Genomic DNA, 13,193 nt, shown 5'->3' with positions numbered 1-13,193 from the left:
TTGAAGTTTTATAATTTTCTTTTCTCAAGCCAGTCAAACAAGATTTGGTTGAATTGATCCGGATGTTCCATCATAGCAGCATGGCCACATTTATCTATCCAAAACAATTCGGAGTCTGGAAGTAGTTTATCGAAGTCTTTTGCAACTTGTGGAGGAGTAACTTGATCCTGTCTCCCCCAAATGATGCATGTTGGCGTTTCCATGTTTGGAAGATCTTTTGACATATTGTGTCGTATAGCACTTTTAGCGATAGAGAGAGTTCTTATCAATTTACTTCTATCATTCACAACACTGTAGACGTCGTCTATAATTTCTTGCGTAGCGACTTCAGGATCATAAAATACATCCTGGGCCTTTTTTTTGATGTATTCATAATCACCACGTTTTGGATAGCTTTCTCCCATTGCACTTTCGTAAAGACCGGAACTGCCCGTGATGACAAGCGCTTTAACAATTTCTGGGTATAATTTCGTGGTGAGTAATCCTACATGACCCCCAAGGGAATTCCCGACCAAAATCACCTTTCCATAAGATTTGAAGTCTATAAATTCCTTGATGTATTTTGTAATGTTTTTGATATTGGTCTTAAGCAATGGCAAATCGTAAAGAGGTAATTCTGGAACTACAACTTTATAACCTTTTTGAGGGAAATAAGACATAACACCATCAAAGTTGCTCAAGCCACCCATAAGTCCATGTAAAATTACAATTGGAGTGCCTTCACCTTTCTCAAAGTATTTAAACTTGCCGTCTTGCTTAATATGTTCTTCCATCAGGTTTTTTAGAATTTCAAAATTCAAATATAAAGATATTTGAATAAGAAAACCTTACAGTTTTTGGGACTTGTTAATTAAGGGTGTAAATGTTTATAAATAAGACTTTTAAAGTTGTTTTCGTCAGCTAAAATTAACAATATACCTTTCAAAGTTTATCAAATTATAGAATTATTCTCTTTATCCACAGCTATCAAGCTTATTTTAAACCACGTCAAAACTTAGGTTATTGCTGCTTTGAACAAGTCTTAAAGTGTTCTAGTGGAAAAAGTTATCCACAATGTGGTAGAAAGTGGTAAAATGTGGTAAAAATTTCGATATATTTGAAATTGAAATCAAACCTATCATGAACACCCTCATAGGATCTTACGAATGCAAAGTTGACACAAAAGGTCGACTTATGCTACCGTCTAGCTTGAAAAAGCAGATGCTTCCTATCCTTGAAGAAGGCTTTGTTTTGAAACGTTCTGTGTTTCAGCCATGTCTGGAATTGTACCCTATGAGTCAGTGGAATTTACTCATGCAGAAGATGAACGGCCTAAATCGATTCAACAAAAAGAACAATGATTTTATAAGGAAATTTTCCGCTGGAGTCAAAATGATTGAGGTTGATGCAAACGGGCGATTATTGATTCCTAAAGACCTGATCAGTTTTGCTTCTATAGATAAAGAAATAGTCGTCTCTTCTGCAATCAACATTGTAGAAATATGGGATAAAGATAAATATGAATCTGTCGTTAGTGAATCTGAGGATTTCGCAGATTTAGCTGAAGACGTAATGGGATTTGATACTGATGAGTGAAACTTACCACATTCCTGTGTTGCTTAAAGAAAGCATTGATGGTATGTCTATAAAGCCAGATGGCGTTTATGTGGATGTGACCTTTGGCGGTGGTGGGCATTCCAGAGAAATCCTATCCCGACTTGGTGAACATGGAAAACTTTACGCTTTCGATCAGGATCATGATGCTCAGCAGAATGTAATCGAAGATTCTCGATTCACACTTATTCAGGCGAATTTCAGATTTATAAAGCGTTTTTTAAAATTGGAGGGAGTCAAAGAAGTAGATGCCATACTTGGAGATTTCGGTGTTTCCTCCCATCAATTTGATGAAGGGGAGCGAGGATTCTCCATAAGGTTTGATGCTGAATTGGACATGAGGATGGATCAGCAGACAGGGATAAGTGCTTCAGAATTAATCAATACCTATTCTGAAGAGCAATTGTCTCAATTGTTATGGCAGTATGGCGAAATCAAGATGTCTAGAAAACTTGCAAAAGCCATTGTTGAAGAGAGGTCGGTTAAGCCTATTCAATCCACTTCAGAATTGAATGCTTTGCTTACGCCTTTTTTTCCACCAACCAAAGTGAACAAGTTCCTAGCTCAGGTGTACCAAGCTATTCGCATAGAAGTGAACCAAGAGATGGAAGTGCTTAAAGAGTTTTTGCTCCAAACTCCAGATTTGATCAAAAAAGGGGGAAGGCTAAGTTTAATCTCTTACCATTCATTGGAAGATAGACTGGTGAAGCGATTTATAAGAGACGGTAAATTTTCTGGAGCTCCAGAAAAAGATTTTTACGGGAATATGCTGGTGCCTTTTAAAAAAATAGGGAAACTCATTACTCCAGCTCAAACCGAAATGAAACAAAACAATAGATCCAGAAGTGCAAAATTGAGAATTGGCGAAAGGTTATAATCATGACAAATGGCTTAAGAAACATATTAAAAGGCAAATTTTTGGTAAGCGAAGGCGCTTTTACCAACTGGGCTTTTATTGTGTTTTGCGCATTGCTGGCGATTATAATGATTGCGAGTTCTCATAGTGCAGAAAGGAAAGTATATCAGGTTGCTGAACTCAATCAGCAATTGAAAGAATTGAGAAGTGAATTTGTTGACACCCGCAAAACAGTGATGCAGCAAAAAATGGAGTCCAATGTTGCGAAAAAAATGAAACAACGCTCCATCGGCTTATCGGATAAGCCGCCCTATAAAATCATAGTAAAGTCCAAATAAAATGACAACAGATAAAAGCATTTTAAGAAGGTTTTACATCATAGCTGCAATCTTCGTAGTTGTGTTTTTACTTATGGGCTATAAACTTTTTGATATTCAGGTAGTAGAAGGACAGAAATACAGGAATTTAGCACAAGAAACGGTCTACAGAAATTTCAGTATAGAGCCAAACCGTGGAAATCTCTACGATACAAACATGAATTTATTGGCGACTTCCGTGCCTAAATATGATATCAGGTTTGATGCAGTAACTGTTTCAGAAAGTAATTTTCAGAAATATGCTTCTGCATTGGCTTCAGAATTATCAAAAAAACTTGGTGGCTCCAAAAATTATCATCTTCAGAAGCTGAAGAAAGCGAGACAAATTAAAAACAGATACGTGCTTATTGCAAAACAAGTCGATTATTCAGACTATGTTGCCATAAGAGAGTTTCCGCTTTTCAATCTGGGACCCTACAAAGGAGGTTTCATAGCTGAACAATCTACAGTTCGCGAAAACCCGCTTGGAAAAATAGGAGAAAGAACGGTTGGTTTTGGAAATGTAGGCTTGGAAGGTGCTTTTGATGAATTTTTAAAGGGTAAAAAAGGAAGAAGATTAAAGCAAAAAATAGCTAAAGGTCAGTGGAAACCGATAAGCGACATCAACGAAGTTGAGCCTGAAGATGGCTATGATGTTATTTCTACAATAGATGTCAATATTCAGGATGTTGCTCATCATGCCTTGCTGGAACAGTTAGAACATTTTGAAGCCGATCATGGAAGCGTGGTGGTCATGGAAACTAAGACTGGAGAAATCAAGGCCATATCCAATTTAGGGCGTATTAAAGGCTCCAATAAATATTACGAAAAACTCAATTATGCGGTTTACGAACCCCACGAGCCAGGCTCTACATTTAAATTGATGAGTATGGCTGCTGCTTTGGAAGATAAAGTCATTGATACCAGTACAGTATTCGATACTGAAAAAGGTATGGTTCAGTTTTTTGATAGAAGAGTTTACGATTCCAAACGTGGTGGGTATGGTAAAATTTCAGCAGCAGAGGCATTTGAGGTGTCCTCAAACACGGCTTTTGCTAAAATGATTTATGAAAATTACAAGGATAAACCAGAGCGATTTGTCAATCGTCTTTACAATATGGGGCTAAATGAAAAGATAGGACTTCGAATTAAAGGAGAAGGCAAACCTCACATTCCTCATCCTCAGGATTCCAATTGGTATGGTACCACTTTGCCCTGGATGTCATTCGGCTATGGAGTTTCCTTAACCTCATTACAAACTCTGACCTTTTATAATGCTATTGCCAATGATGGGTTGAAAATCAAACCAAAATTCATTAAGCAGGTAAGAGATAAACATACACTTATTGAGTCTTATTCAGACCCAATAGTTGAAGGGAGCGTATGTTCTAAAGAAACGGCTTTAAAACTCCAGGACTTGATGAAGAGGGTTGTGGAAAAAGGAACTGGAAGCAACATCAATAATTCAAATTTTTCCATGGCAGGAAAAACAGGAACTTGTCAAACTGAATATTGGATAGAGTCCGGAAGATATGTTTCATCATTCGTTGGGTATTTTCCTGCAGATGAGCCAAAATATTCTTGTATCGTCGTCATCCATAAGCCAAATCCAAAAATCGGTTATTACGGAAGTACTGTCGCAGCACCAGTGTTTGAAAAAATTGCTCAAAAGATTTACATCGATACGCCGCTTAAAGATGAAATATCAAAGGAGGATGCGTTTAATACTAAAATCGCTAACGAAAAGTATGAGAATTATTTTGACGTTTCTCAAAACTATAAAACATTGATGCCAGATATTACGGGTTATCCAGCTATGGATGCTGTTTCGATTTTAGAGAATTTAGGATTGAAAGTGAATTTAGTGGGCAACGGTAAAGTTCAGAAGCAGTCGATCAAAAGCGGAACAAAAATTACAAATAACCAACGCGTAAATTTAATTTCAAGTTGAAAGTTTTAAAAGACATACTATATAAAGTTTCTATTGAATCTGTAAAAGGTTCATCAGCAATAGAAGTGAACCATATTCATTTTGACAGCCGTTTGGTTGCAACGCAAGATGTGTTCGTGGCCATTGGAGGTGCAGCAGCAGATGGTCATTTGTTTATTGATGCAGCAATTTCAAAAGGAGCTACGGTTGTTGTTTGTGAAGATCTTCCTTCTGAATTGGCTCCTGGAATTACTTATGTTCAGGTTAAAGATACCAGAGAGGCAATTGCCTTTATGGCGTCAAATTATTATGATAATCCTTCCTCCAATCTTAAACTGGTAGGAGTTACCGGAACTAATGGTAAGACTACAGTAAGCTCATTGCTTTATCAATTATTCAAGGCCCTTGGTTTTAAAGTGGGTTTGATTTCTACGGTAACTATCAAAGTGAATGATAAGGAGTTTGCCACCAAGTTGACAACACCAGATTCTTTGACCATTAATTCTTATTTGAAAAGGATGAATGACGTAGGTGTGGAGTTTTGTTTTATGGAAGTCAGTTCTCACGGAATTGCCCAGCATAGAACCTTAGGACTTGATTTTGTCGGCGGTATTTTTACCAATTTATCTCAGGATCACCTGGATTATCACAAATCCTTTGCTGAGTATAGAGATGTCAAAAAGAGATTCTTTGACCAGTTGTCTAAAAAAGCTTTTGCTCTAACAAATATTGATGACAAGAATGGCAACTATATGCTTCAGAACACCAAAGCTAAAACTTACGGTTATGGAGTGAAAAATCTAACAGATTATAAAGTTAGAATACTTGAGAAAAGCTTTTCAGGATTAAAACTGAATGTCAATGGTAATGAAGTTTGGTCAAGATTTATTGGTGATTTTAATGCTTATAACTTATTGGCAGTCTATGCTTCTGCCGATTTACTTGGAGTTGAGCAATTGGAGAACTTACAGATTTTAAGTCAGCTAAAACCAGTTGACGGAAGGTATCAGCATCATATTTCGGACTCAGGAATTCACGTGATTGTCGATTATGCACATACTCCAGATGCGTTGAAGAATGTGTTACAAACCACCAATGATATCAGAACTCGAAATGAAGAACTCATCACTGTTGTCGGTTGTGGAGGTGATCGCGATAAGACTAAGAGACCCTTGATGGGTAAAATTGCTGGAAACTTAAGCACTAAAGTCATTTTAACAAGTGATAATCCACGGACAGAAGATCCGGGGAATATCATAAACGATATAGAAAAAGGGGTTGAGCCACAGGATGTATATAAAACGCTGAGCATAACTTCAAGGCAACAAGCTATAAAAACGGCTTGTAGTATGGCTAACAAAGGAGACATTATTTTGATAGCTGGAAAAGGACATGAAACCTATCAGGAAGTACATGGAGTGAGATCAGATTTTGATGATTTCAAAATCGTAAAGGAACTACTAGCTCAATTTAATAAGTAAGATATGTTATACCATTTATTCGAGTTTTTGGAAAGTAACTACGATCTCCCAGGGGCGCGTTTGTTTCAGTACATATCTTTCAGGGCTGCTTTTGCTATCATTCTTTCACTATTGATTTCCACCATTTTTGGTAAGCGTATTATTTTATTTCTTCAAAGAAAACAAATCGGAGAAAGTGTAAGAGAACTTGGTTTAGAGGGCCAAAAAGAAAAGGCTGGAACCCCTACGATGGGTGGACTCATCATTATATTTTCTACATTAATCCCCGTTTTGCTGCTTTCTCAACTCAACAACATTTATGTCATTCTATTAATTGTGACTACCATTTGGATGGGAGCTATTGGATTTTTAGATGATTATATTAAAACCTTCAAAAAGAATAAAGAAGGATTGAAGGGTAGATTTAAAGTAGTTGGACAGGTAGGTCTGGGAATTTTCGTTGGCGCTGTGATGTATTTTCATCCCGATGTTACGGTGAGACCCGATAATAAAGTAACGACTACCAATAACGTGCAGGTGATTTCAGAAACCTCCCCCGAAGAAAAATCAACTACCACGACTATCCCGTTTTTCAAAAATAACGAGCTGGATTATTCTAAAGCAATTTCATGGATAGGTGAAGGTGCAGCATCTTATGCCTGGATCATATTCATTCCCATTGTGATTCTTATTGTCACAGCAGTTTCCAATGGAGCTAACCTTACCGACGGTATTGATGGGCTTGCTGCGGGAAGCTCTGCAATAATAGTGCTCACTTTAGGAATTTTTGCCTGGGTCTCTGGCAACGTCATTTTTTCAGATTATCTCAATGTGATGAATATTCCCAGATCTGGAGAAATGACAATTTTCATTACTGCATTTGCAGGGTCTCTAGTTGGATTTTTATGGTACAATACCTATCCCGCTCAAGTATTTATGGGAGATACAGGTAGTTTGACTATCGGCGGAATTATTGCTGTAATAGCCATTGCAACGCGTAAGGAACTTTTGATTCCTATCCTCTGTGGAATTTTCCTGATCGAAAATTTATCTGTCATTCTTCAGGTAGGTTGGTTCAAATTCACAAAGAAAAAGACAGGAACAGGAAAGCGTGTATTTTTAATGGCGCCATTGCATCATCATTATCAAAAACTTGGTTTTCACGAGTCAAAAATTGTAGTAAGATTCTGGATTATTGGGATCCTGCTGGCCGTTATAACCATCGTCACACTAAAAATTAGATAAATGGAAAAGCTAGTTATTTTAGGGGGTGGCGAAAGTGGAGTAGGAGCTGCAATTCTCGGAAAGGATAAGGGCTATGAAGTTTTCTTGTCAGATTTTTCTGAGATCAAGCCTAAGTTTAAAACTAAATTAAATTCAGAAGAAATTGAATTTGAAGAAGGTGGTCACACCTTATCTAGATTGGAATCTGCTAACGTAATTGTCAAGAGTCCAGGTATATCTGATGATCTACCACTGATTCAGAATTTAAGAAAAAGTGGAATTAAGGTTATTTCTGAAATTGAATTTGCTTCCTGGTTTACTGATGCTAATTTGATTGGAATAACTGGTTCCAACGGTAAGACTACCGTTACTAACATGGTGTTTTATATTTTGAAAAATGCGGGTTTATCAGTTTCAATGGCTGGAAATGTAGGCTTCAGTTTTGCAGAACAAGTAGCGAGGAAGAATGTCCATAATTATGTCCTGGAATTGAGCAGTTTCCAATTGGATGGAATCGAGACTTTTAGACCTCATATCGCTATTTTAACGACTATTACACCAGATCATTTAGACAGATATCACAATAATTTTCAAGAATATATTGAAGCGAAATTCAGAATTACATTAAATCAAACGGAAGACGACTACCTTATTTATAACAAAGACGATGAAGTGATTACAGGGTGGTTGGACAAGAATCGAATTAGATCAAAATTAATTCCATTCACCATGTCAACAATCATTGAAGACTTGTCAGCATTCATTAAAGACAACAAAATAAATATCAATTTAAATCATAATCTATTTACTATGTCAGTAACAGACTTAGCTCTAAAAGGCGATCATAATACAAGAAATGCAATGGCTGCTTCCACTGCAGCCAGATTGCTGAAAATAAGAAAGCAAACGATACGTGATAGCATGGAAAGTTTTCATGGTGTCGAGCACAGACTTGAGCAATTAAGTAAAATTAATAAGGTGAATTTCATCAACGATTCTAAAGCTACAAATGTGAATGCAACGTTCTACGCACTGGATAGCATGAATGCTCCGACAGTTTGGATCGTTGGAGGAGTAGACAAAGGCAACAAATACGAAGATTTACTTGCTTTGGTGAATGAAAAAGTGAAAGCTATCGTATGCTTGGGAATAGATAATCAAAAAATCTATGAGGTGTTTAGTAATTGTGTTGATACAATTATTGAAACTTCCAATATGGCAGATGCGGTTTCCAGAGCTTACGAGCTTACAGAGGATAACGATGCAGTTCTTTTATCTCCCGCCTGTGCTAGCTTCGATTTATTCGAAAACTACGAAGACAGAGGGAGACAATTCAAAAACGCAGTTCAAAGTCTTAAAAAATAAAAGAAAATGTCAACTGAAACAGGAATAAAACAATTTTTCAAAAGCATAAAAGGCGACAAGATGTTATGGTCTGTGGCTGCGCTTTTGGCTATTTTTTCTTTTATTCCTGTGTATAGTGCCTCTAGTAACCTTGCTTATCTCAACGGAGCAAGCGGAAGTACATTTGCTTATTTAGTTAAGCATTTCATTCATTTGGTATTAGGCTTTTCTATACTCTATGCTACACATAAAATACCGTATCGCTATTTCAGGGGGTTGTCCATTATATTACTTCCTGTAGTCATTGTGCTTCTAATTGTAACCCTGTTACAGGGTACTACCATGCAAGGAGCCAATGCCAGCCGTTGGATACACGTGCCTATTGTCAATTTTTCATTTCAAACCTCGACCTTGGCCTCTGTAGTATTATTGATATATGTTGCTCGCTATTTGTCCAAAATTAAAGATAAAGCCTACACATTCAAAGAAACAATTCTGCCACTTTGGGTTCCGGTATTTCTAGTGGTTGGACTTATTCTTCCTGCCAATCTGTCTACAGCGGCTATTATCTTTTCAATTGTATTGCTGCTTACATTTGTTGGGGGCTACACTTTCAAATACACTGCAGCAATTGTAGGTTTTGGGATGTTGGGCCTAGTTTTATTTGGTCTTACAGCAAAAGCCTTTCCGGATTTATTCCCCAACAGAGTGGATACCTGGATCAGCAGAGTAGAATCATTTACTCAGGATGAACAAACCCGTGAGCAATATCAGGTTGAAAAAGCCAAAATAGCAATCGCCACCGGCGGAATCACAGGAAATGGAATAGGAAAAAGTGTACAGCGTAACTTCTTACCTCAATCTTCTTCAGATTTTATTTATGCAATCATTGTGGAAGAGTTGGGAATGGTAGGAGGTATCGGAGTGATTCTGGCCTATTTATTTATGTTGTATAGGATAGCAATTATCGTCACAAAATCTGAAACTGCTTACGGCAGATTACTGGTTGTAGCTGCTGGAATTCCGATCATTTTACAAGCCTTTGTAAATATAGCGGTAGCTGTTGAATTCTTGCCCGTTACAGGACAAACTTTGCCTTTAGTAGGAAGTGGAGGTACTTCCATTTGGATGACCTGCCTGTCACTAGGCATCGTTATAAGCGTCAGTGCAAATAATGAAGTGAAAGCAACTGCTGAAGCCAAACAGAAAGAAAGAGATGATAACCTTGCGATAGAAAACCCACTTGAAGTCTTAAGCGAAACAATATGAGTGTGAAACGATACATGATTTCTGGAGGAGGAACCGGTGGACATATCTACCCGGCTATCGCTATTGCTGAAGAATTAAAAGAAAGAAATCCAAATGCTGAATTTCTTTTTGTTGGAGCAAAGGATAAAATGGAAATGACCAAAATCCCCGAAGCTGGTTTTAAAATTGAAGGCTTGTGGATCTCTGGTATTCAAAGAAAATTGACTTTATCCAACCTCATGTTCCCTTTCAAACTGCTCAGCTCTATGGTGAAAGCAAGAACACTGATCAAAAAATTTAAGCCTAATGTGGTTATCGGCACTGGAGGTTTTGCCAGTGGACCGCTATTGAAAATAGCGTCGATTTTAAATATTCCAACATTGATTCAGGAGCAAAATGCTTACGCTGGTATTACCAATAAATGGCTCGCTAAAGATGCCCATTCTATCTGTGTGGCTTATGAAGGCATGGAGAAGTTTTTTCCAAAGGAAAAATTAGTACTCACAGGAAATCCAATTCGTAAAGATTTACTTGAAGTGCGAAGTAAAAAGGAATTCGGACTGAAGCATTTTCAGTTAGATCCTAAGAAAAAAACACTCTTGATTGTCGGCGGTAGTTTGGGTTCGCAGCGCATCAATGAATTGATAGCTGAAAAGCTTTCATTTTTTGAAGACCAAAATCTTCAGGTTCTGTGGCAATGTGGAAAGCTGTATTACGATAGATACAAATCTTTGGAAACCAAATCTATTAAAATCCTCAAGTTCATTTCCAAAATGGATTTAGCTTACGCTGTTGCAGATGTGATTATATCGAGAGCTGGAGCAGGAGCGGTAAGTGAATTGAGTTTGGTTGGGAAACCAGTGATCTTCATTCCGTCACCAAATGTTGCTGAAGATCATCAAACCAAAAACGCTAAATCGATTGAAGATAAAGAGGCGGCGGTAATGCTAAAAGAATCAGAACTGAATGAAAAATTCGAGTCTATATTCAGTGATTTGATCACCGATGCAGAACTTCAGGAAAACTTATCAAAAAATATTTTGAAACTCGCCAAACCCATGGCTACAAAAGCCATAGTGGATGAGGTTGAGCGCATAGAAAATGAAGTAAGATGAAAGAGTTAAAGCAATATACACATGTATTCTTGATTGGTGTCGGTGGCATCGGTATGAGTGCTTTGGCTAGATACTTTAATCAAAAAGGCTTGGTAGTTTTTGGGTACGACAGAACCAAAACCGAGCTAACAAAAACTTTGTCAGAGGAAGGAATAGAAATCTCTTACTCCGAAGACATTACAAATCAAGTTCAGAAATTATCTAGAGAACAAACTCTTGTCATTTATACGCCTGCGATATCAAAGGCTTCAAAATTCTTTGAGTATTTTAAAACGAATGATTTTGAACTTTATAAGCGTTCTGTTGTTTTAGGGGAAATTACAAAACATTTACCAACTTTGGCGGTTGCGGGAACCCATGGTAAAACGACAACTTCAGCGATTCTGGTTCATATTCTTAAAGCCAGCGGTATTAACTTGACGGCCTTTTGTGGTGGAATTTTACAAAATTATAAAACCAACTATATCGGTGACGGTGAAGAGGTAGTCGTTGTGGAGGCAGATGAATTCGACAGATCTTTTCTCCAATTACATCCCTCTGCAGCGGTGATCACCTCCATGGATGCCGATCATCTGGATATTTATGAAACCTCTCAAAAGTTAGTAGATACATTTCAGGAGTTTTCAAGATTGGTGCCAAAAGGACATCTTTATGCTAAAACAGGTCTGGACCTTGAAGCGAAATTTATTGGGATAGAGATAGAAGTTGATATTCAGATTACAAATATTTCAGTTGAAGATGGTACTTATTGTTTTGATTTTCAGAAAGGAAATCTTCAGCTAAAAAATCTGAAATTTTCTCTGCCAGGACATCACAATTTATTAAATGCTGCTTCGGCCTTGAGTTTAGCAATTGATTTCAGGCCAGAGCTTGCCGAAACCTTTGGTAAAGCCTTAGCCAGTTTTAAGGGTGTGCAAAGACGTTTTAATTATATCTATAAGTCCGAAAATCTGGTGGTGATTGATGATTATGCTCACCACCCTAAGGAAATTGATGCTGTTTATCAGGCGATTTCTGAAATGCATCCAGAGAAAAAATCCGTGGTGATTTTTCAGCCTCATTTATTCTCGAGAACCAAAGATTTTGCTGAAGACTTTGCAAAAAGCTTAGCTCAATTTGATGAAGTCAATTTACTGGACATTTATCCGGCAAGAGAAGAACCTATGGCAGGAGTAACTTCAGAATTTCTTCTGAATTTGATACAGCACCCATTAAAAGAATTAATAACTAAAACTGATATTCAAGATAGAATAACGAGATCTAAAAATAAAGTCATTGTTTTGCTAGGCGCGGGAGACATAGGAGTAGAAGCTATTAAAATTTCAAATTATCTGCATGAAAGCATTTAAACTACATAACATAAGATTGGTTCTGATCCTGGGAGTGCTCTTCTTTTTGGTAGGGTTTGCTAATTATCGCCAAAACCTGAAGCCTGTAAAAACTCTGAAGGTTGAATTATTGGATGCCTCCAAAATTTTTATTACAGAGGTTGAAGTTGAAAAGTTGCTAGGTGAAGTTTTAGAAGTTAATGGTGATTCATTGATCAATGAAAATCGTTTGGCCACTTTTGAAAAGATTTTGGATGCCAACGAAATGATAAAGACCTCTGAAGTTTATTATACCCTGGATGGAACCCTTTCAGCTAAAATTATCCAAAGAGAACCCATTGCCAGAGTAACCGATAAAGGGTTTTATTACCTGGATGCGGATGGTTTGTCAATGCCATTATCTGCAAACTACTCATCTAGAGTGCCTTTGGTCTCTGGAGTTAGCCCGGATGAGCTTAAAGAAGTTTATCCACTTTTGATGAAAATAGAGGCCGATGATTTTTTAAAAAAACATATCATTGCAATCCGAAAAAAATCAGAAAAAAACTTTGTTTTAGAGGTGAGAGATAGGGAATATTTAGTCAATTTTGGTCAAATTTCTTATCTTGACAAAAAGTTGACTAACTATAAAGTTTTTTATTCAAAGGCTTTGGAATACAAGAAATTAGACGACTATAAACGCATAGATTTGCAATTTGGTAATCAGGTAGTGTGTACAACAAAGTAATAATCTACAAAG

12 protein-coding genes are annotated in these 13,193 nt (G+C 37.2%); 11 read left to right on the top strand and 1 reads right to left on the bottom strand.

Annotation, left to right across the window (positions count from 1 at the left end; genetic code table 11):
- Nucleotides 1–8 precede the first annotated feature (8 nt).
- Complete coding sequence (locus LB452_RS08820) at nt 9–773, bottom strand: alpha/beta fold hydrolase (protein WP_224461370.1); 765 nt, start codon at nt 771–773, stop codon at nt 9–11.
- A 346-nt stretch (nt 774–1,119) separates the two neighbouring features.
- Between LB452_RS08820 and mraZ the strand changes: the two genes are divergently transcribed.
- The 11 genes from mraZ to LB452_RS08765 are packed head-to-tail and all read left to right on the top strand — an operon-like array spanning nt 1,120 to nt 13,181.
- Complete coding sequence (gene mraZ, locus LB452_RS08815) at nt 1,120–1,575, top strand: division/cell wall cluster transcriptional repressor MraZ (protein ID WP_224461369.1); 456 nt, start codon at nt 1,120–1,122, stop codon at nt 1,573–1,575.
- Nucleotides 1,568–2,470 (top strand): 16S rRNA (cytosine(1402)-N(4))-methyltransferase RsmH, encoded by a 903-nt coding sequence (gene rsmH / locus LB452_RS08810; RefSeq protein WP_224461368.1) that lies wholly within the window; start codon nt 1,568–1,570, stop codon nt 2,468–2,470. Before mraZ ends, rsmH begins: the two co-directional genes overlap by 8 nt.
- Nucleotides 2,471–2,472: 2 nt before the next feature.
- Nucleotides 2,473–2,787, top strand: a complete 315-nt coding sequence (locus tag LB452_RS08805) for an FtsL-like putative cell division protein (protein ID WP_224454677.1) — start codon at nt 2,473–2,475, stop codon at nt 2,785–2,787.
- A 1-nt stretch (nt 2,788) separates the two neighbouring features.
- Nucleotides 2,789–4,756 (top strand): penicillin-binding protein, encoded by a 1,968-nt coding sequence (locus LB452_RS08800; RefSeq protein WP_224461367.1) that lies wholly within the window; start codon nt 2,789–2,791, stop codon nt 4,754–4,756.
- Entirely contained in the window at nt 4,753–6,216 is a 1,464-nt protein-coding gene (locus LB452_RS08795; protein WP_224461366.1) for a UDP-N-acetylmuramoyl-L-alanyl-D-glutamate--2,6-diaminopimelate ligase, read from the top strand. Before LB452_RS08800 ends, LB452_RS08795 begins: the two co-directional genes overlap by 4 nt.
- 3 nt (nt 6,217–6,219) lie before the next feature.
- A complete protein-coding gene (gene mraY, locus LB452_RS08790) occupies nt 6,220–7,440 on the top strand; it encodes a phospho-N-acetylmuramoyl-pentapeptide-transferase (RefSeq protein WP_224461365.1) in 1,221 nt (406 codons plus the stop codon).
- Nucleotides 7,441–8,784: a UDP-N-acetylmuramoyl-L-alanine--D-glutamate ligase gene (gene murD, locus LB452_RS08785; protein WP_224461364.1), complete on the top strand. Its 1,344-nt coding sequence runs from the start codon at nt 7,441–7,443 to the stop codon at nt 8,782–8,784.
- Nucleotides 8,785–8,790: 6 nt separating this feature from the next.
- Nucleotides 8,791–10,032 carry an FtsW/RodA/SpoVE family cell cycle protein gene (locus LB452_RS08780; RefSeq protein WP_224461363.1) on the top strand — a complete coding sequence of 414 codons (1,242 nt, stop codon included), beginning with the start codon at nt 8,791–8,793 and terminating at the stop codon, nt 10,030–10,032.
- A complete protein-coding gene (gene murG / locus LB452_RS08775; RefSeq protein WP_224461362.1) occupies nt 10,029–11,126 on the top strand; it encodes an undecaprenyldiphospho-muramoylpentapeptide beta-N-acetylglucosaminyltransferase in 1,098 nt (365 codons plus the stop codon). Before LB452_RS08780 ends, murG begins: the two co-directional genes overlap by 4 nt.
- Nucleotides 11,123–12,475 carry a UDP-N-acetylmuramate--L-alanine ligase gene (gene murC / locus LB452_RS08770; protein WP_224461361.1) on the top strand — a complete coding sequence of 451 codons (1,353 nt, stop codon included), beginning with the start codon at nt 11,123–11,125 and terminating at the stop codon, nt 12,473–12,475. Before murG ends, murC begins: the two co-directional genes overlap by 4 nt.
- Nucleotides 12,462–13,181 (top strand): cell division protein FtsQ/DivIB, encoded by a 720-nt coding sequence (locus LB452_RS08765; RefSeq protein ID WP_224461360.1) that lies wholly within the window; start codon nt 12,462–12,464, stop codon nt 13,179–13,181. The genes murC and LB452_RS08765 overlap by 14 nt, the downstream gene beginning before the upstream one ends.
- Nucleotides 13,182–13,193 lie beyond the last annotated feature (12 nt).

Origin of the sequence: Psychroflexus longus, from assembly GCF_020164595.1 — a bacterium.
Classification (GTDB): domain Bacteria; phylum Bacteroidota; class Bacteroidia; order Flavobacteriales; family Flavobacteriaceae; genus Psychroflexus; species Psychroflexus longus.
Note: the sequence above shows the minus strand (reverse complement) of the source record. Positions and strands in the feature narration are given on the sequence as shown.